General features: G+C 39.3%; 14 protein-coding genes and 1 pseudogene. 10 read left to right on the top strand and 5 right to left on the bottom strand.

The window, feature by feature from the left end:
* The first annotated feature begins 256 nt into the window (after positions 1 to 256).
* Complete coding sequence (gene manA / locus FNT16_RS00890; protein WP_143869777.1) at positions 257 to 1438, top strand: mannose-6-phosphate isomerase, class I; 1182 nt, start codon at positions 257 to 259, stop codon at positions 1436 to 1438.
* Between the two features lie 147 nt (positions 1439 to 1585).
* Here the strand turns inward: manA and FNT16_RS00885 are convergent, their stop codons facing one another.
* Positions 1586 to 2581, bottom strand: a complete 996-nt coding sequence (locus FNT16_RS00885; RefSeq protein WP_143869776.1) for a LacI family DNA-binding transcriptional regulator — start codon at positions 2579 to 2581, stop codon at positions 1586 to 1588.
* Positions 2582 to 2830: 249 nt separating this feature from the next.
* Between FNT16_RS00885 and FNT16_RS00880 the strand changes: the two genes are divergently transcribed.
* The 5 genes and pseudogenes from FNT16_RS00880 (at position 2831) to FNT16_RS00860 (ending at position 9653) form a co-directional block, all read left to right on the top strand.
* Complete coding sequence (locus FNT16_RS00880) at positions 2831 to 3934, top strand: ABC transporter substrate-binding protein (RefSeq protein WP_143869775.1); 1104 nt, start codon at positions 2831 to 2833, stop codon at positions 3932 to 3934.
* Between the two features lie 235 nt (positions 3935 to 4169).
* Positions 4170 to 5556 (top strand): annotated as a pseudogene (locus FNT16_RS00875) (MFS transporter).
* 74 nt (positions 5557 to 5630) lie between these two features.
* Entirely contained in the window at positions 5631 to 6806 is a 1176-nt protein-coding gene (locus FNT16_RS00870; protein WP_143869774.1) for a glycoside hydrolase family 130 protein, read from the top strand.
* Entirely contained in the window at positions 6806 to 8023 is a 1218-nt protein-coding gene (locus FNT16_RS00865; RefSeq protein WP_143869773.1) for an AGE family epimerase/isomerase, read from the top strand. The genes FNT16_RS00870 and FNT16_RS00865 overlap by 1 nt, the downstream gene beginning before the upstream one ends.
* 154 nt (positions 8024 to 8177) lie before the next feature.
* A complete protein-coding gene (locus FNT16_RS00860) occupies positions 8178 to 9653 on the top strand; it encodes a tryptophan halogenase family protein (protein ID WP_143869772.1) in 1476 nt (491 codons plus the stop codon).
* Between the two features lie 647 nt (positions 9654 to 10300).
* Here the strand turns inward: FNT16_RS00860 and FNT16_RS00855 are convergent.
* The 4 genes from FNT16_RS00855 to FNT16_RS00840 form a co-directional block, all read right to left on the bottom strand.
* Positions 10301 to 10780, bottom strand: coding sequence for a hypothetical protein (locus FNT16_RS00855; RefSeq protein ID WP_143869771.1), 480 nt, complete (start codon positions 10778 to 10780; stop codon positions 10301 to 10303).
* A 46-nt stretch (positions 10781 to 10826) separates the two neighbouring features.
* Positions 10827 to 11597, bottom strand: a complete 771-nt coding sequence (locus FNT16_RS00850) for a carboxylesterase family protein (RefSeq protein ID WP_143869770.1) — start codon at positions 11595 to 11597, stop codon at positions 10827 to 10829.
* A gap of 56 nt (positions 11598 to 11653) precedes the next feature.
* A complete protein-coding gene (locus FNT16_RS00845; protein WP_143869769.1) occupies positions 11654 to 13357 on the bottom strand; it encodes a DUF5060 domain-containing protein in 1704 nt (567 codons plus the stop codon).
* A gap of 67 nt (positions 13358 to 13424) precedes the next feature.
* Entirely contained in the window at positions 13425 to 16361 is a 2937-nt protein-coding gene (locus tag FNT16_RS00840; RefSeq protein WP_185976649.1) for a TonB-dependent receptor, read from the bottom strand.
* A gap of 340 nt (positions 16362 to 16701) precedes the next feature.
* On the opposite strand from FNT16_RS00840, the gene FNT16_RS00835 reads away from it, so the two are divergent.
* From FNT16_RS00835 to FNT16_RS00820, 4 genes are all read left to right on the top strand, one after another.
* Positions 16702 to 18843, top strand: coding sequence for a glycosyl hydrolase (locus tag FNT16_RS00835; protein ID WP_143869767.1), 2142 nt, complete (start codon positions 16702 to 16704; stop codon positions 18841 to 18843).
* Positions 18844 to 19009: 166 nt separating this feature from the next.
* The gene (locus tag FNT16_RS00830; RefSeq protein ID WP_185976648.1) at positions 19010 to 19570 is read left to right on the top strand and encodes a glycosyl hydrolase; all 561 of its coding nucleotides are present in this window, start codon (positions 19010 to 19012) and stop codon (positions 19568 to 19570) included.
* Positions 19504 to 20352 (top strand): carbohydrate-binding protein, encoded by an 849-nt coding sequence (locus FNT16_RS00825; RefSeq protein ID WP_185976647.1) that lies wholly within the window; start codon positions 19504 to 19506, stop codon positions 20350 to 20352. The genes FNT16_RS00830 and FNT16_RS00825 overlap by 67 nt, the downstream gene beginning before the upstream one ends.
* A 159-nt stretch (positions 20353 to 20511) precedes the next feature.
* On the top strand, positions 20512 to 21858 hold the full coding sequence (locus tag FNT16_RS00820; RefSeq protein WP_281281904.1) for a phosphohexomutase domain-containing protein: 1347 nt from the start codon (positions 20512 to 20514) through the stop codon (positions 21856 to 21858).
* Positions 21859 to 21890: the final 32 nt, after the last annotated feature.

Below are 21890 nucleotides of genomic sequence, written 5' to 3'. Positions count from 1 at the left end.
AAACATGAGAGATTAATGTGTTAACTGTGAATAAGTTTTGTGCAACGTACGCGGCGCTTAACAGCGAAATTCAATAAATATAACTGCGGTTTTAAGTATCGTTTTCTTAATCAAGCAAATTTGCTTGGCTCTGCAATACCAGCGCTTGTTTGCCAATAAACCACATTGCTATGGATTTTTCTTATCTAATTTGTGTAACCGGTTACTATTTGGTGTTTAACCACTTTTGTATTTAAATGAGTAGAGAAAGAATAAGATGTTTTCAAAACCATTAAGACTGAACAATCAATTTCAAAATTATGATTGGGGTACTTATAACGATATTCCAGCAATATTGGGAATCGACAAACCAGATACAGATTTACCTTTAGCAGAGTTATGGGTTGGTGCACATCCGAATGCGCCGTCAATGGTGGCAGATAGTGGTCAATCTTTAAATGAGCTGATCCGCCAGCAACCCGAACTTATATTAGGTGCGCATGCTGCAAGTATGGACAATACCTTACCGTATTTATTTAAGATATTGTCTGCTCGTAAAGCGCTTTCTATTCAGGTTCATCCCAGTAAAGCTCAGGCGCAAAGTGGTTTTAAAAAAGAGCGGGCCGCGGGTATAACCGCACAGAGTCAAAACTGTAATTATAAAGATGACAATCATAAGCCTGAACTGATTTACGCGCTGACCCCTTTTTATGCGATGGCGGGTTTTCGAACTAATGAGGCACTCGCTGAATCGCTATTGACCTTGCAGCATCCAGATTTTGATAAATGGGCTTTTCGCATTAAAGCAGGGAGTGCGCAGGATATTGAAGCTTTTTATCATTGGTTATTGTATCTGGATGGTGAACTGTTAACGGACTATGTTGGGTATGCGGTACAAATTGCACAACAATCCGATGATAACGCTTTGTCTTGGTTGTACCAGTTATATCAACTTTATGGTGTTGACTCAGGGATCTTCTTTCCATTGATTTTAAATCTTTTTGAGTTATCTCCGGGTCAGGCAATATTTTTGGGAGCTGGTTGCCCACATGCATATCTGAAAGGAACGGGCATTGAAATTATGGCGAATTCTGACAATGTATTGCGCGGTGGTTTAACACAAAAATACATGGACAGAGCAGAGCTTGTTAAAGTAACCCAGTATACTTCACAAGCCAATCAAATTGAGGTGCAACAAGGGCGGGTTAAAAAGAATGTACGTATATTTGATATTCCTTGTCCCGATTTTCAGTTTGAACTATTAATGCTTAATGAAGAAAATGAATATCTTACAGGCTCCAGTGAAGGGGTTGAGTTGTATTTTGTAGTAGAAGGGCAGGTCGCGGTAAGCGGTGAAATTTTTGTTCAGGGTGAATCATTTTTATGGCCAGCAAGTCTCAAACCAAAAACATTAACTGGCGCAAATACAAAAGTGGCGCGGGTGTATACTTGTTTATAATGCTTTAAAATCTTTGCTGCTTATATCTGGGTGCTTTCGATATCCAAGTGCGGATATCCAGATGCTTATACAGTCTGATGGAGAAAGCGAGCTCTGAATATATAGCGCGGTATTCGCGCTATATCTCGGTCAAAACAAGGGGTAACGCTAGCCTTTATATGGCAGTACACTGTCTCTTAACACAAACTCATGTTTAAGAATAAATTCTTGCTGTGCGGGTTTTTTACCGTCTAATATTTGCAATAAAAGTTGCATTGCTTTTTTACCCATCTCTTCAGCAGGTTGACGAATGGTTGTCAGTGCCGGATCGGTATAAGTTGCAAAGTCCAAGTCATCAAAACCGGTAATTGAAATATCTTGTGGTACACGAATACCATGCTCTTTAAATGATTTAATCGCACCAATTGCCATGTCGTCATTCATCGAGAAGATGGCACTGGGCTTTTCGTCTAATTGAGCGTAATAATCACCGGCATCATGGCCGGATGCCATGGTGAAGTTACCTTCAAATATCAATGTTTCATTAAACTCGATACCCGCTTCTTCTAAAGCTTGTTTATAACCGACTAAACGGTCACGGCTGTGCGGGTTATCTGCTAAACCTGAAATACAAGCAATTTTGCGATGGCCCATTGAAATTAAATAATTCACAATCGATTTTGCAGCAGATATATGATCCATCCGCACAGAAGTATACGGTGTGTCACAAGCGCCACAGGCTGCAACAGCATGAATATGCGGATGCGGTAAAAGCTCTTGCTCGGGGATATGTGGGCTGAGTTGAATGACACCGTCAGCCTGTCTTGTTTCAACCAGCTTTAAATAATCCGCCTCGCGCTCTTTAGAATCGCGAGTTTCACCTAATAAGATATTGTAACCGTGTTTTAACCCTGTTTCCTGAATTGCACGAATGACTTTGGTGAAAAATAAGTTGGCAAAATCCGGTACTAATACAACAACAGCGTATGATTTTGTTGAGCGAAAATTGCGAGCCATCATATTTGGACGATAACCCACTTCATCAACTGCATCCATTACTTTTTTCAGGCTACTTTTTGTAACTTTATCTGGGTTGGTGAAGGCACGTGAAACGGTTGCTATTGAAACACCGGCGCGTTTCGCAACTTCTCTGATATTGCTCATAGTTATTTCCGTTGTTGTTATCTACTGATCTCTATTCATAAGAATTTAACAAAGAAACAAATGTAATGCTATATAAAATTATCCTTTGGAGCACCAGTATTAATAACGTGTAAACCGGTTTCTCTATGTGTTAGCTTAGATGGTGAAAATTGCTCTAATTTAAGCGCTTTAAGAATCTATGGAATAGAATTAGACTTTTTCGCATACTGGCATACACTAAATTTATGATGTTTAAAAACTGAAAATCAGATGAAAACCTGTTGCGTTAGTATATTAATCGCCATTGCAACTATACTGTGTGCACCTGCACAGGCGCTAAATATTGTTTATTTAAGCCCATGTAAACAAACCACCCAGTGTACCTATTGGACACAAGTGCAAGCGCATATGCAAAAAGCAGCAAATGATTTGCATGTAAACCTTTCAATTTTGTATGACCAGCATGACGATAATTTTCGCGAACAAATTGCTAAAATGCGTCAAATCGAAGCGATGTCGCCTAAACCTGATTATGTTATTTTCACGCCATTACCAGGCTTAATCAGCTATAAAACACTCGTTAAGCTGGAATCATTGAAAATACCTTCTTTAATGATATCCGGTGAAATACCGCCAAACGAAGTGGATAGTTATAAAAAACCACGCGAAAAATTTAAGTATTGGTTAGGGCACATATTTGGTAACAATGTGCAAGCGGGACGCCGGCTTATGGAAGCGTTGCAAACACCGCAGAATGAGTCTGATACCTATTCTGATACCTATTCTGATACTTATGTCGTCGCGCTGGCAGGTAGTAAACAACATAGTGAAAGTGAAAACCGAATTGCTGGTTTGAAACAAGTCGTTGCCGCTGGCAACACGCATTTACAACAAATAATTCCAACCGACTGGACCGAAACCGATGGTTTTTATAAAACGACTAAATTATTAACACGCTTTCCAAACACAAATGTAATATGGACGGCAGGACACCGTATTGCAAAAGGAAGTGCCAGCGCTATCGAAGCACTTGGCAGACAATCAAACATCAGTATCGGCACGGTTAATTTTACACCTCAAACTTTTGCTGCGTTACAGGCTGGAGAATTACACGTAGTTGTTGGTGGGCACAGTGTTACAGGGGCTTTGGGTCTTGTATTGTTATTTGATCACGCCAATAAAAGAGACTTTGCTGAGATTGATAATGGGGTTCAATTCCCCTTGGACTTTGGCTTAATAACCCGCGATAAGCTGGATGAAACATTACTGCATTTTAAAGCTTGGAGACGGCAAGATTTCTCATCTTTATCTGTTTTTCTAAATTTGCAGCGGACTAAACATTATTTTAACGTTTTCCCGCCTAAAGAAGATTAATTTTAGACATAAAGTTGTTTTAAAATAAGCTAACTTTATGAATTTAAATTACTTTTTATATACTAGGTGGCGAATTCTTCTTTTCAGTTAAGCAAGCAATGTAATAAAAATGTACATTTTCACTTTTTTTGCTGTTACTTATCCAAAAAGTTGTGCTAATATCTTACCTATGTAACCGGATACAATTTGGTTTTCACACTTGGTATTGGTTTTCCATCGAATGTAGAGCAAATTTATGAATGAAACACAGCAGTTAAAATTTAAAGAAAAATTAGGATATGGTTTTGGCGATTTTGCCTCTTCGATGTTTTGGAAGATGTTCTCTGTCTACCTGATGATATTTTACACTGATGTTTTTGGGATCTCAGCAGCAGCAGTCGGTACTATGTTTTTAGTCACACGTATTTGGGATACTGCAAACGACCCAATTATGGGCATTGTCGCAGACAGAACCAATACACGCTGGGGTAAGTTCAGACCCTATTTATTGTGGGGGCAATACCCTTTGCTTTAATCGGCGTGTTAACTTTTACCACGCCAGATTGGTCAAACGAAGCTAAACTAGTGTATGCATATTGCACTTATACACTGATGATGATGGCGTATACCGCTGTGAATGTACCTTATGGCGCGTTATTAGGCGTAATGTCTGCAAACAGCGACGATAGAACACAGCTTGCTTCATACAGAATGGTGTTGGCATTTGCCGGTAGTATCTTTGCGTTTGTGCTTATCGATCCGTTAACTCAGTTTTTTACCCATTTAACCGAAACACCGGATCCGCAGACGGGTTGGATGTTAACTATGGTGGTGTACGGCTGTATTGCCGCAATTTTGTTTTATTTTACATTCGCTTGGACAAAAGAGCGCATTCAACCGCCGGCAACACAACAAAGCTCACTTAAAAAAGATTTTAAAAACTTAGCAACCAATAAACCCTGGTTTATTTTATTGGGTGCAGCATTGGCAACTTTAATCTTTAATAGCATGCGTGATGGTGCTTCAGTTTATTATTTTAAATATTATATCCAATCACCAGAGTGGTCGTTTCTGGGGCTAAGTTTTGGTATTACGACGGTTTATTTAGTTTTAGGACAGGCGTCAAATATCATCGGGGTGGTATTGGCACAACCTATCTCTAAAAGACTTGGTAAGCGCAACACCTTCATGTATGCAATGTTTTCTGCCGCCATTTTAAGCTGTTTGTTTTATTTTTTAGATGAAGGACAATTAACACTTATTTTAATGTTGCAGGTGGTGATCAGCGCCTGTGCTGGTATTATTTTTCCATTGTTGTGGTCAATGTATGCGGATATTGCAGATTATTCTGAATATACAACGGGTCGGAGAACAACCGGATTAATCTTTTCATCCTCTTCATTTGCACAAAAAATGGGGTGGACATTAGGGGGGCATTAACCGGCTGGACATTGGCATATTTTGGCTACGTTGCCAACGTTGAACAGACCGATGTCGCCAAAGAAGGTTTGCGTTACATGGTCAGTTTTTTACCCGCCATAGGGGCTATGATTTCAGCATTATTTATGATTTTCTATCGATTGACTGACGATTATATGCAGCAAGTTAATCAAGAGCTGTATGCCCGACGTGCAGAAGGCTAATTAGAAACTATATTTTATTTTAAATTAAGACAAATTATTAATCGATTTGTAACCGGTATTATTAAGGGGTCAACATGAGTTCATACATTCAGCAAGTCAAAGCTTTGATTTCTGCGCAAGAAAGTTTATTAATTAAACCAAACAAAGCAAAAACGGGTGGTAACAGAATATACCAACGTTGGGAAAACCCGATAATTACGCGTGAGCACGTACCGGTTTATTGGCGTTTTGATTTAAACGAAAAGAGCAATCCTTATTTATTAGAAAGACAGGGTATTAATGCAACTTTAAACTCAGGTGCTATTTATCTGAACGGTAAATACTTATTGGTTGTGCGGGTAGAAGGAGATGATCGTAAATCATTTTTTGCTGTCGCTGAAAGTGAAACCGGTGTCGATAATTTTAGGTTCTGGTCACATCCAATCACCATGCCGGAAACAGAAAGAGCGGATACAAATATTTATGATATGCGATTAACTCAGCACCAAGATGGATATATTTACGGGTTATTTTGCACTGAGAGAAAAGACGAAAACTTCCCGGATGACTTATCTGCCGCTGAAGCGCAGTGCGGTATTGCACGTACCAAAGATTTAGTGAACTGGGAGCGTTTACCTGACTTAATTACCTATTCTGGTCAACAGCGCAATGTTGTTTTGCACCCTGAGTTTGTTGATGGCAAATACGCGTTGTATACCCGTCCTCAAGATGGTTTTATCAGTGTCGGCAAAGGTGGTGGTATTGGTTGGGGTTTATGTGACTCGATGGAAAATGCTGAAATTAAAGAAGAAGTCATTATCGACAACAAGGCTTACCATACCATTAAAGAAATCAAAAATGGGCAAGGCCCGGCACCCATTAAAACCGATGAAGGGTGGTTGCATTTAGCCCATGGTGTGCGAAACACTGCAGCCGGTTTGCGCTACGTATTATATATGTTTATGACAGAGTTAGATAAACCTTGGGTGATTAAACATGCACCTGCAGGCCACTTTATTGCACCAGAAGGTGAAGAACGAGTGGGTGATGTATCCAATGTCGTATTTGCCAATGGTTGGACGCTAAATGGCAAAGATGTGAATATTTATTACGCATCGTCGGATACCCGTATGCACGTTGCTACAACAACTTTAGATAAGTTGATTGATTATGTGAAAAATACGCCGGAAGATGGTCTTCGCTCAGCGGCGTCGGTTGAAGTGCGTAATGCATTAATCAATCGAAACCTAGCTGTTTTGGAATCAATCTAATGTCTTTGTTTAACAAGCCGGAAATCGCCAGCTTAGTTGCCGAGTTTAGAGATGAACTCGGTAATATTGCTGACTGGTGGGTAAAAAATACCATAGATGAAAAAAATGGTGGATTTTATGGCCAGGTAGAAGCAGATGGCACTGCTGTGGCTTCAGCAGATAAAGGTGTAGTTATGCATGCCAGAATATTGTGGTTTTTTAGTGAGGTTTGTCAGTATATAGATAAACCAGAATATAAAGCTGCAGCACATCGGGCATTTCAATATATAACAAATTACTTTCACGATGCTGAATATGGCGGGGTGTATTGGTCATTAACCGCAGATGGACACGTAAAGGACAGTAAAAAACAAACTTATGCTCAGTCATTTGCCATTTACGGACTATGTGCGTATTACAAATTAACCGGTAATCAGCAAGCGATTGACAAAGCCTATGAATACTTTCAAATTTTACAGAAATATTGCCATGACGATGAAAAAGGCGGCTATTTAGAAGCCTTTGATCGCAAATGGGGAGACATCGGCGATTTTCGTTTAAGTGAAAAAGACGACAATCTACCTAAAACGCAAAATACGCATCTACATGTAATGGAAGCGTATGCGACCTTACATCTGGTTAAACCGACAGCTGAAAGTGCGTTAGCTTTGCGACGTTTAGTCGATTTTTTTGATGGTACTATTATCAACAAAGCAAATAACCATTTACGTTTATTTATGGATGTTGATTGGCAAGACCATTCAAAAACATTTTCATATGGTCATGACATCGAATGTAGTTGGCTGTTGTATGAAGCACTGGTTGCATTAAACGATCCGTTAGTGATGAATCGGGTTAAACCACTGGTTTTAGCTGTCGCTAAAACGACACTGACCGAAGGGTTAGGTGATCAAGGGCAGGTCTGTGATGAATATGATATTGGCAAAGCCATTAAACACCAAGAAAGTTGTTGGTGGGTTCAAGCTGAAGCCATGGTTGGGTTTTTATATACTTACCAATTAACAGGCGACACCGCATATTGGCAAGTATTTAACAATATTTGGTCGTTCACTAAAGAGTTTCATATAGACAGGGCTTTAGGCGAATGGCACTGGCTGGCAACGCGTGATCAGGATGCCGACTATAACACTTACAAAGCTGGGTTTTGGAAAGCCCCATACCATAATGGTAGAGCCATGATGGAAGTAATCAAAGTGCTTAGCGATAAATTGCATTGATAAGGTTAATGTTTACAAACTGGTTTGTTTAGTTAAAGGATTAACCCCATGTGTTTTACATGATTTGTTATCATTTTTTATTTTAGATTTGTATTGTGTATATTTTAAACAATTCGATCAAAAGACAAGTTATTAGTTTACAAAGGCAATTGTTATGAACCTACATAATCAGAAAGTAAAAACCTTCTGTATCCTTGGTGGAGGAACCGCTGGTTGGATGACCGCAAGTATGCTTCAGCATGTCTTCCCAGATTATCGTATTTGTTTAGTCGAGTCGCCAGAAATCAAAACTATTGGAGTGGGTGAGGGATCTACCCCTGCTCTTAAAAGTTTTTTCGAATTATTGGGCATTGCGGAAACAGAATGGATGCCTCAATGCGACGCAACATACAAAAACGGAATATTTTTTGATAATTGGTCTGAGAAGCAAGGGTATCTAAACTACTTTCATGCTTTTCCTTCGATAATTGACAATCATACTTTGCCTCTGTTTATGCACAATTCTATTTCGCGAGTTCGAGGTATGGATGTCTATGCTAATCCGAATGATTATTTTTTAACTGCCAAGTTAGCCCGTGAAAATAAACGGCCAATTGCACAAGAGTCATTTCCTTTCGAGATAAATTACGCATATCACTTTAATTCTGGGAAGCTCGCAGAGTTCTTGAGAAAAAGAGCCATACAGAAAGGCGTAGTGCACTTACAAGCTGAAGTTGTCGAGTGCGAATTGTTGGTCAATGGTGATATCGCTAAACTGATTTTGGACTCGGGTCAAGCAATTGCAGCGGATATTTTTTTTGATTGTTCGGGCATGTCCTCCGCATTAATTCAAAAAACATTGAATGTTGAGTTCAGTAGTTATGACAGGTTATTGTTCAATGATTCTGCTGTGGTAGCACAATCATGCAAAACCAACCAAAATATTGGAACTCAAACGATTTCAACTGGAATGAAAGCCGGTTGGAAATGGCAAATTCCTTTAACTACTCGAATTGGCAATGGATATGTATACAGCTCTCAGTACATTAGTGATGAAGCTGCGACAACAGAGTTTATCAATTCCATTAATACCGATTTGAATGCTGAAACTAAGCTTTTGAAATTTAAGTTGGGTAGGGTTAATGAGCACTGGTGTAAAAATTGTGTCGCAGTTGGTTTATCACAAGGTTTTATAGAGCCACTAGAAGCTACAGCGCTTTTTTTAATTCAACAAACAGTCGGAAAATTTATTGATTATTGGCAAAAAGGCGACGAAACCACTAAATATCAATCGAATTTTAATCAAGAAGTAAATTATGAATTCGATGGTATTCGAGATTACGTTGCACTACACTACAAGTTAAATTCTCGTCAAGATCACTCGTATTGGCGTGATAGTAGATCGGGCTGGGAACATATGTCTGATCGGGTCTTACAATTAGTTGACTGCTGGAAGTCTGGAAAGTCAATCACACAAACAATTCGAGAACTTAAGTTAGATCAACATTATCCTGTTTCATCCTGGTACACAATTTTTGCGGGCCATGGTTTTTTTCCTGCTGTAGGAAATCACACAAACATCCAAAAACATAAATACGATATGGATAAATTGGCCGATTTTATTCGTCGTTCAAGTTTAAATTTTACTTAGATAGCACTTAAAAATAAGCTTGGCGGCCTCTAGGGCGTGTGAATCTTTGTATTATTTTTGAGCAATAGGCTATTTTAATCATTAACAAAGCAGAATGAGTGGGGTTTAGTCATTCTAAATAAACGAATTCTAATGCCGTTAAGGGTTAAAATAGCCATTGCCCTTCGGGCTGAGGCCAAAATGGTCTTATGCAGCGTTAGAAATAACTTATTTAGATGACTAAACTTCATTATTTCTGCCTTGCCTAAGACCATTTTTTCTCTCAGCTCAAATTATAAACAAAGATAAACACGCCCTAGGAAATAACGGGTTAATATAAATTTAATACCGTCCGCTGAGGATTATTAATAAGTTCCCATCCTTTGGCTAAAGATTGGTCACTAAAAAAAGAACATTGAGGCTGCCGTCGTCTTTTGCTGTTTGTAAGCCATATAGTAGACGCTTAGCTAAGTGCTCGTTTTGTGGGCTAACAAAAAAATAATAGTTTGCTCTGTAATGTAATAACAAATGCTGCTCTATTTCAAATCCTGAGAATCGTGTCTGCTGGAGTTCTTGCCAGATTATATAAGCACTCCGAGGGAAATAATCTGCTCGTTTAGCAGTAAACATTTTTATGACTCTGTCGTAGTCCGGACCTGTTGTAATCCTCAGTCCGTTACGGCGCAGTACCTGAGTACCATGCCAATGAACCTAGATAGGTCGGATAGGGTTGATATATCTTTGAATTGACACTGCATTTCTGGACGTATGAGTAATAATTTGTATTGGTTTAAACCTTTGAGTATATCGAACTTTACCGGCAATAATTCTCGATCTCGTTGTTGATTTGAGTTACTCCATAACACGTCGAAGTACTGGTTATCTGCCAGCAATTTTCGCATTCTCTCTTTTGTTGAAATTGCAGGTTTAGCCGACAATGTGAAGCAGCCAAATTTTGGAACAGATTTTTCTAACACTAGTTTTAATAAATCAGGAAAGTAGTTAACACTGTCTTCTAAATATGAAATGTGAGTATCACATTCGGTTAGCTCTATTTCCGGTTTAGCGAAAACCAGAGGTGATGTAATAACTGTGAAGATAGTACAGATTAGAACGCAAGGGCGAAGAATAATTTTGAGTATTTGCATTTTACACCCTCTAAGTTAGCTACGATTTGTATCTATAATGGCTAAGTTAATAACTTAACAGCCAGTTCAATAAATTTGGTTCTGCAAATGCGTTATTCCAACTGTTGTGGTAAACCCCCGGATAGCTGGTAAATTTAAATTCAGTGTTGTTGTTGAAATGTTTTGCTGCTAGCTCGCTATAGGTGTGATCAACGATTTCGTCACGGTCCCCATGAAATACCCAAAGAGGCATATCTTGACGGATTTTTTTTAAAATAAAGTCTGGTGCAGCACCACATATTGCAATTGCGGCATTAAAAGTATCTGGCCGACGAGCTAATATTTCGTACACCCCCATGCCACCCATACTTAAGCCAAGAACGTAGACTTTACTTCCGTCGATATAGGGCTTTGCTTTAGCGTCGTCAACTAATTTGATTAAGGCTTTCATTGATTTAGTTGCTGGGGTTTCTGGCTTAAAAGTTAAAGTAAGTGGGAGAGTATTTCTATCAACGTTTACAGCGGCCCAATAATCATCTTTTGGTACTTGTGGGATGATGGCAATAACTTGATGAGACGCTCTAAATTTCGAGTCCAAAAATAGATCTGCACCGTGAGTAAGCTGTCTTTCATTGTCACTTCCTCTTTCTCCCGCACCGTGCAATAAAAACACCACTGGATATTGGTGATTTACGTTGAAATTACGTGGATACAGGATGCGGTAATCTATTGCTGACTGCTCAGTGGAAAAATGAGCATGTTGAAACAGTTCAATTGGAGCACTTTTAACAGGATTGGTTGCAGCTAAGAGTAAGATGAATAGTAAGATTGTTTTCATATGATCGCCAAGTAGTTAAACAAGGCCACTGAAACAGTGGCCTTAACAATAGGGTGTTACAGGTCAAATATATAAATTAAGTCTTGTCCTGCTTCTATAGTTAGATAGGTGCCATTGTTGATATCTATATATTGACCAGATTCGCAATCGTAAATTGCGCTAGGTTTTGCTACAGATTGGTGGCCAGTTAAAGTAAACTTTTGCTGAATATCTGTTGCGTTATAAACATAGGCAAAAATATTTTTGCCGTTCGTTACGGCTAAAGTTTTTAGGCTGACATTTGGATTGTTGAGTGACTGCTCTCGAATGTAGCCATTGCCGCCAGTCAGCATTAATTCATTTATTTTCTTGACATTGTTGAAGTAGTTTGTTGTTCCATTCTCGTCAAAATATTCCCACCACCAACTTAGTGGCATGATCGGGGTTGGCGAAAAAATACCATACCATAAACCTCGCTTAAAATCGCTAATCATTAACTCTTTGAAATCATCGAAATTTTTGCTCCAATCCCATTCTGCACTGAATTCACCTGCAAAATAAGGCTTATTGTGGTGTTTAACAAACTTATTGATTATTTCTGGAATTCTATCGGTTACCTTGTATAGATGACTTTGGTTTAAATCAATATGTTTGATATCAAAAAGTCCTTTTACGCCGCGATGAGAAATACTGGTTGTAATTAAATGTTGGTGTGGGTCAATTGACTTAAGGTATGCACTCATTTCTGTATGCCATTCAGTAATTATTTCATCAGCTATGTGCTGTTCTTCACCATGATACATAGCGTTGTCTATCTCATTGAAGAATTCCCATGCTGCGATAGAAGGTGAGTGACTCCATTTTGCAACCAGAAATCTAAGTTTGTCTTTGTATCTTTGTTTGGCTTTTGGATTCACAAAGAAGTCTTCAACTGAAGCTGCAGGCCCACCATTTTCTTGATTGTAGCTGTTTAGAGCCCAGCCGTTGCTATCGAAACCAGCATGGCTATCCATTGATAAGATGATTTTTATGTCATATTGCGTTGCAAGTGAAACCAGATCATCCATCCGCTCAATACCCGAACGGTTAAATCTTTGTGCATCGTCTGAGTAGCGTGAGGCATTTTTAACGGTTTTCCAATCTACTGGTAAATTCCAATAGATCATCCATGTACGTATGATGTTTGCGCCTTGCTCGTTTAGTTTTTTCAGGACTTGATCATAGTTAAAACGTTTTTGCTCATGTAGCTCTTTAAAGTAACGTGAATCATCTGTATCTCGAGCTTCCCAGCCAAAGTTTTCGCCAATACCTCTAAATAACTCACCATTACTATATTTGAAAGTCCAATTATCATTGCTCTCAATAAAGCCGTTAGCGTCAGAGGGTTCCACTGAGAAATTGGAAGCTGGGCTTTCACCTGTTATTTTGCCATCATCAGTTAGAATAACACTGACTGTATATGAACCGATTTCTTTTGGAGCCAGTTTAAATTTCCACGATGAAAGTGTGTTGCTGTCACCTTCTACATAATATCCTGGTAACTTAAGTGTTTTGTTACTGGGAGTTACAATTTGAAGGTCTACTGCAACATCATTTGAAGCGTAGGGGTCTTGCCATTCAGCGACTAATTGACTATCAAATGACACTGTTTCATATTGACGGACCGGAGATGTATCTTTAAAAGCATTTGACGTTAAAGATTTAATTGGGTTTTGGTCATCATTTGATAGGCTGCAGCCAGCGACCATTATTGCAGAAAGTAAAATTATAGATTTATTCATTTTTACACCATAGAAAATTGCAAGGGGGGAAGCCTGAAATATTCAGGCTTCCAATTTCACACTGTTTCTAAAATTTAGCTCGTACTCCCAATGTATATCGTGCTTCGAAAACGTTTTGATTGACCTTAACGTCCTCCCATTGCATGTACGTACTTTCAAATTCTTTCGTCAAGTTTTGGCCCTGAAGGTACACCTCAAAATTATCGTTTACTTGATAGTTTACTGACGCGTCGACGTATTTTGTTGGTGATGTCATGTATGCAGCAAAGTGTCCATCAATACCAGGAACGCCATTAAACCTTTCGCTGCGGTAGTTGTATGCGATACGAGCTTGTAAATTGTCTTTTTGATACCAAAGTATTGCATTTAACTGATGCTCGGAGTTATCAGTCATGATCATACTTTTACCATAAAAATCCTCGTTACCACCATCACCCGTTGACCAAGTGTAATTGATGGTTGACCCTAAGCCGCTCAAGAAACCCGGTAAAAATTCATAACCTTGTTGGTATCCAAACTCGACACCTTCAACAGATAGTCCTTCACCATTTGTCGGGTACGCATAAGGTAATCCATTGTTGCGCACAACACCGTCTGAGTCTGGGATGTCCATGATTAATTCACTGCTCACTGTCATTGGAGCACTATCGATATCTAACTTGTATGCACCGATACTGATTATTCCCTCATCGTCAAAATACCATTCCAAACTAACATCAAGATTTTTAGAGCTCCACGGATTTAACTCAGGGTTGCCGCTCACGTCGACACGTTGTGCTTGAAATACACCTTTAAGTTCTTCGTTGCCATAAGGTGTCATGGTTACTTTAGATCCCGCCCCCAATAACCTTGCATCTAACTGAGTTAGATTCTCTGTATATGAAAAACGTAATTTAAGGTCTTGCGTTAAGTCAAAGTTCAGGTTTACGCGAGGTAAATAATCTAACGTTTCTTTACTGGTTACTGTAGTGCCAACTTTTGGACCTGGAGCACCCGCTACTGCATTGTATTGCACACCATCCACGATAAGGTATGAAGTATTGCCACCACTATAACCGGTTACGTCTATGGTGCTGCTAACTGCTTGAACCCCTAAATTTGCGTTAAAAGGCACTAACAATTCGCCACTAAGATTGGCTTGCAGATAGAATGTATTAATATCTTCTTCAACTTTATATGAATTAAACCAATTGTTTGCCTTAACGTTACCTGGGTAAATTGAATCTTGGAAAGCTAACGCATCAGACATTACTTCTGGGTTTATAAAGAAGAAACTTTGGCCATTGCTTGCAGGCCCGAAATCAGAGACTTCGTGTATATAACCTATATCAGCTAATTCTTCGTAACCAATGTAACGACCAATTGTATCGCCAGTTCCTGCATCTACTGCAATGCCTGAATCTTTCCATTTAGCATAAGATGTTAATACTTCACCACTGTTGTCATTGAGTTTACGGGTGAATGGTGCGGCTAAATCATAATTATTTGAAATAACTTCGCGCTTAGCAACTCGTGCACCGAATTCAATAGATGCCATGTCAATAAAAGAGAAACTACTGTCAAATTCGTACTTACCATCAAGGCGCAGCGCGTCAAGACTTGCTTCGTCAAGGTGGTTGTTTTCGGAGAATGTTGAAACTAACGCATATTGGCTCATATCCGTACCAAAACCTTCCGGGAAAGTAAAAGTAGGAAACTTACCTCTAGTATCAACTTCTATTGTAACATCTTCAGGTCCCCAGCCACCTGGGTTTGCAACTTCTTCGACGCCATCAACGCGACGATTTAAGTTTTGTTGTGCACCGCTAGTTGCATATGCATCAGCATAATTGAAAGTATTGTCACTGGTTGCTTCACCGTGAACATATCTAATTGACCCTTTTAGGTTGTCGGTTAAGAATACGTTTGCTTGTAAATTAAGGTTTAGAGAATCTCTCTTGCTGGTAACGGCTTCACCCTTTGACAGCACTCGAGGAGCAACAATGTTGAAGTGATCTGTTGTGTAAAAGTCTTCGCCCTCATGCCCTGGGTTTACGCGACCTTGACCATGATTTGTATATTCGATTGGATCAATAAATCCACTCCATTTTTGCCATGCGTTATCGACAACTAAACCGTTAGCGTGATCATTGTTCTCCATTTCGGTGTAAAACACATCACCGACTAATTCGACTTGGTCATTTAAGTAATATTGGAAGGTTGCAGAAGCCCCAAGGCGATCACGCTTAGCTGTTTTATTGGTAATACCATAATCTATATTGCCAAATAAAACGTCTTGTTCACCGTCTTCATTTACGTCCATATGGTAGCCACGGTAAATCCAATCCCCAAACATGCCATAGCGGAAATTTGCAAGCGTAGAGTCTGATTTAGAAATGGTTGCAATAACGCCAAAATCATCTTGTTTGAATCCAGCGAAAGCAGTTATTTTTTTACCTACATCATCAGTATAATTACCTTTTGAGCCTTCAGCTGAGCCAACAAAAGTCCATCCATCATCCAGGTTTAATGGGCGACGACTCTTTAGATTCACGGTGCCTGAGATACCACCAGACATTAAATTAGCTTCAGAGGATTTATACACCTCTACACCGCCTAATAATTCTGCAGGTATATCACTAAAATCAGGTTGTAAACCGGTAATTGACCCCGTGCTAATAAATTGCTCACCGTTTAACAATGTAGTAACTTGAGATAAGCCACGAACGTTTACACTTGCACCCTCACCGGCAGAGCGTTTAATTTGAATGCCTGTTACACGCTGTAGTGAATCGGCTATAGTGATATCCGGTAGTTTACCAATGTCTTCTGCCGTAATCGCATCTATCACAGAGCCTGCATTTCGTTTGTCGGCAACTGACTTGATCAGTGAGCCTCGAATACCAGTAACGGTAATTGTTTCGGTTTGCTCTTCTGAATTTTCAGCAGCTGACGCTACCGGGGCTATCGTTTGTAGTAGTGCTGTAGTAATACCTGCTGCAAGTAGTGTTCTTTTGAAGATCATAAAATATGTACCCATATTAGTATTATAAATTTAAAGAAAACCGGTTACATTCACAGTCTGGCGTTGAGCCTATAAATGTGATGGTTTAAGTCAATTTAAATCAAAAAAGGTAAGTATTCAATTAAAAATATGTAAAAAAATAGGATTTTAAACTTTTTAATGGTTTTGTTTTTGGGTTTTATCAAAAAAAAGTAATTTTTTTGTAAATAATTAAATTTACCATTTGTAACGCGTTACCTGTTTTGCTATTGTTTTTGTCAAGTCAGCATGATGAGGCGTCCGTAAGCATTTTAGTGCGACTTACTAGCTTTTTATTTTTGCTTTATTTTGGAGTCAATGAATGAATATTACACAACGAGCAGCTGTAGCTGCCGCGATTACACTAGCTTTGGTTGGCTGTGGCAACGAAGAGCCTGTTGTTACTTATACACCAGAAGTTTCAAGCGATGGGCCTACGGAGCTTGAAGACAACCGTTTGCTAGAACCAGTTATGCTTAACTACTTGAACTCAATTAAGGGTCAAAAAACAGTTGTAGGGGTTCACAATAGAGAGCCTAATAGTGATCCAGACATGTGGACTGAAGAAGTTGCAAAAACAACTGGCGTTTGGCCGGGGTTGTGGAGCGGCGACTTCTTGTTTTCAGAAGACGATGTTGCTAATCGTTGGTCTATGATCTATGAAGCCGAAAAACGTTGGAAGCAAGGTATGTTAGTTAACATAATGATGCATGTGTGTCCTCCAACAACTGCCGAAACCTGTGGCTGGAATACCGCTGGTATGCATTATGAGCTGACTGAGCAAGAGTGGTTAGATTTATTAACGAATGGTACTGAGCTAAACAACACATGGAAAGCACGCTTAGACAACATGGCTTTTTATTTAGATTATTTAAATAAAAAGGGCGTTCGTGTAATGTTTCGTCCTTTCCATGAGATGAATCAAACTATCTTTTGGTGGTCTTCAAAAACCTCGGGCAAACAAGAATACACAGCAGAGCTTTATCGATTAACTCATGATTATTTGGTTGATGATAAAGACCTTACAAACTTAACATTTGTTTGGAATGTACAAGACTTTGCAACTTTGGCTGACGATTTAAATTCTTATGATCCGGGTGATGAGTATTGGGATATTTTATCGCTAGACATGTATGGTACTGACGGTAAAGGTTTTACCCAAGAGAAGTATGACGCATTAGTTGCCAAAGCTGGAAATAAGCCTATTGCATTAGGTGAGGTACAAACACTCCCATCGCCGGAGTTATTGTTAGAACAGCCTTTATGGGCTTTTGTCATGAGTTGGGCTGAGTTAACGTTTGAGCATAATTCTAAGGCAAACATCCGTGAGCTTTATAATGCAGATAATGTTGTCAAACTGGACGACATGCCAGGGTGGACGGATGGAAACAAGACCGTATACGAAGTCCCATCTTCAGGCGCGCAAACAGTTGAACCTCTGGTAATATTTAATGAAGAGTTGACCAATTGGAAGCTACCTTCTACAAATGCCAATATTACTGAAGCTGTTGTAATTGAAGACGAAAATTATGGCAATGTTGTTGAGCACACTTATGTTGGTATTGAAACAGTTAGTGAATTTCGTTCAGATACCGCTGTTGATTTGTCTGGATATGTTGGTGGAACACTTGAATTCGATTTAAAAGTAGTAAACGAGCCAACTGCAATTGATGGTAACTGGTTTATGAAAATAGATTGTGGCTGGCCTTGCGGTACTGGTGACGTGCCGTTAACTTCTAGTGTTGAAGGTGTTGCGCCGACTGTTGGCCAGTGGCAACACTATACTTTTAATATTGATGATTTAATAGCGTTAGAAAATAACGGTAATCCATTACAAATTGATTCAGTTTCTTCTCCTTTAGTAATTTTCCCAGAGTGGGGCGCTAATCAGAAAGATACTGTGTTTAGAATTGACAACATTGTAGTTAATCCTGCGCCTGAAGCCCCCATTGCAGATACGATAATTTTTGCGGATGACATAACAGATTGGAAATTACCTGAAAAGTCTGTTGCTGCAATCACTGAAACTGTGGTAGATGCTGAAGATGCTCAATATGGCAAAGTTATTCAGCATGAGTATGTCGGCATTGAAGTGGTTAGTGAGTTTAGTTCTTTGTCTCCTTTAGACTTTAGTGCTTATACTGGTGGGACGTTATCGTTTGATTTGCTGGTTGTTACAGAGCCCGAAGGTATAGACGGTAACTGGTTTATGAAAATGGATTGTGGCTGGCCATGTGGTACGGGTGATGTTCGATTAGATGCAAGTGTTGAAGGGGTCATGCCATCGGTTGGTATGTGGCAGCACTACACCTTTAAAATAGACGATTTGCTTGCTCTAGAGAATAACGGCAGTCCGTTACAATTAGACTCGGTAAATTCACCATTGGTTGTTTTTCCTCAATGGGGAGCAAACCAAAAAGGTGCTGTCTTTCAAATAGATAACATCATTTTATCAAAGGATTAAAATATCAATTAGTTTTTACTCCACCGGTTACATACAATTGCACACAATTAATTTATGTAACCGGTATTTTACTCGGCCTATAAAAGGTACACTTATGCACTACACAAAAACTAGACTTACTAACTTTTATAAGTTCGTTCAAGCAGGACTTGTTTCAAGCGCGCTGATGATGTCGGCGAACAGTTATGCGTTGGAAACTTTAGATTTTTTATATTCCATTAAAGGCACTAAAACAATTGGGGCAATGCATAATAGGCAACCCAATTCAGACCCTAATAAATATAGTCGTGATTTAAATGCTGTCACGGGTCAATGGCCAGGTATGTATAGCACTGATTTTCAGTTTGAGCCGAATGAAATAGCCCATCGTCAAACCATCACAAATCAAGTAATAAACGAGTGGAATAACGGGGCAATGATCCACTTAATGTGGCACGCCTGTAATCCAGCCAAACAATCACCTTGTCAGTGGGACTCAAATGGCGTTTTGAGTGCTATGTCGGATTGGGAATGGAATCAGTTAATCACAGATGGAACTGCAATAAATAGTAACTGGAAATCAATGATGGACGATGTTGCTTATTATATTCAGCAAATGAAAGATGCTGGTGTAGAGGTGTTATTCCGACCATTACATGAAATGAACCAAGGTATGTTTTGGTGGGGGGAAGACCTGGCTCAAATGGTTCTGCACGCTTGTATCAAATCACTCGCGATTATTTATTAAACCAAAAAGGTTTAACCAACATTGTTTGGTTATGGAATGTTCAAGATTTCAGTAATATGGCAAATGACTTGAATAGCTATGACCCAGGCTATAACAATTGGGATGTGTTAACTATGGATATGTATTGGAGTGATGGGCAGGGATACACAACTGCGAAATACAATGCCATTTTAAATAAAGCTGCAGGTAAACCAATAGGGATTAGTGAATGTGATGATATTCCAATGCCAGCTTTACTTGCGCAACAATCTCAATGGACGTTTTTTATGCCGTGGTCTGAATTAACCTTTCAACATAACACTAATAGCAAAATTCAGCAGGTATATTGGTCAGACAGGGTATTGGTGCTTAATGAAATGCCTGGATGGCTTGGTTACCAATTTCCACAAAATCCCCCTCAACAAGCTACTTATGTTCAGGCTGAAGACTACTCAAATATGAATGGTGTTATTGTTGGCTCTACAAATGACACTTCAGGCGGTTATAGTGTGGGGTCAATTGATACATGGGATTGGATGACTTATAACAATATACAAATTAGTCAAAGTGGTAATTATGTTTTTGGTTTTAGAGTTGCTAGTCCTAGTGGTGGTCAATTGCAATTAGAGCAAGCTGGAGGCGGCAGTGTGCTAGGCACAGTTAACGTGCCTGCAACTGGAGGGTGGCAAACTTGGACTACAGTTTATACCACTTTGTATTTGTCTGCTGGTACTCATAATTTAGGTATTAAAGCAAATACCGGTGGGTGGAACTTTAATTGGTTCTCATATAACCCCGAGTAGCATTCAAGCCTTAACATCTGGTTTGTATCTCAGTGCATTCATATTTTTGCCAATATCATTAAAGATCTGTAACCAGATTGGATGCGCTCATCAGTTCTTGCAGAAATAAGTAAAACCGGTTACATTTGTGGTTATAGGATAAATTTGGAGTTAATGATGATGCAAACCAGTTGTTTTAAAACATACGACGTACGCGGCAAAGTGCCTCAACAACTGAATACTTTAATCGCTTATGAAATAGGGCGCGCCTATGCGAGCGAACTCGCGGCAAAAAAAGTAGCAGTGGGTCATGATATTCGTTTAACGGGGCCGGAAATAACCGAAGCACTGATTAAAGGGTTGAATGATCAAGGCTGTGACGTAGTACATATTGGACAGTGTGGCACAGAAGAAATCTATTTTGCTGCCCAAACGCTGGATATAGACGGCGGAATTTGTGTTACCGCCAGCCATAATCCTAAAGAATATAATGGCATGAAATTTGTCAAAAAAAATGCGCAGCCAATAACTGAAACACAGTTAGCTAACATCAAATATTTAGCTGAATCGCGCACTTATCCAACCGTTAGCAAAAAAGGAAATGTAGAATATATTTCGATAGCCGAAAATTACAAAGCGCATTTATTGTCGTATATCAATATTGAAGTATTAAAACCACTCAAAGTGGTTGTTAATGCTGGTAATGGTGGCGCAGGCGCAATCATCGACTTGTTAGAAGATGCATTACCTTTTGAATTTATTAAATTACAACATGATGCGAATGGCCATTTTCCACAAGGTGTGCCGAATCCATTATTGCCAGAAAACCGCCAGATTACAGCGCAAGCGGTAATTGATCACAAAGCGAACCTAGGGATTGCTTGGGATGGCGACTTTGATCGTTGTTTTTTCTTTGATGAAACCGGTAACTTTGTCGAAGGGTATTATATGGTGGCTTTGTTAGCCGCGGCTATGCTTGAGAAGCAGCCAAAACAAAATATCGTTTATGATCCCAGATTATATTGGAATACATTAGAGGTTGTTAAAAATAGCGGTGGTCAGGCGCATGTGAGTAAAACAGGGCATGCGTTTATAAAACAAACCATGCGCGAAAAAGACGCTTTGTATGGCGGAGAAATGAGTGCGCATCACTATTTTAGAGATTTTGCGTACTGCGATAATGGCAATATTCCTTGGTTAATATTGGTTGAATATTTATCCCAATCTGACCGTTCATTATCGCAATTAGTTGCCCAACAACAAGCTGAATTTCCTTGCAGTGGTGAGCGTAATTTTACGGTGTCGGATGTGCAAAATGTGCTGGATAAAATTAGCCGATGTTACCAACAGCAGGCGATTAAAGTCGACACGATTGATGGCATCAGTATGGAGTTTGAAAACTGGCGCTTTAATGTACGCGCTTCAAACACTGAGCCCTTATTACGTTTAAATGTTGAAACCCGAGCTGATGCTGAATTATTGAAGCAAAAAACCGCTGAGTTAGCTGCAGTAATTGAAGATAAGTAACTGTTTTTACCCTTTTGACAGGGATGTTTATT

Source organism: Catenovulum sediminis, assembly GCF_007289895.1.
Classification (GTDB): domain Bacteria; phylum Pseudomonadota; class Gammaproteobacteria; order Enterobacterales; family Alteromonadaceae; genus Catenovulum; species Catenovulum sediminis.
This window is presented reverse-complemented; position numbering and strand designations above follow the sequence as displayed.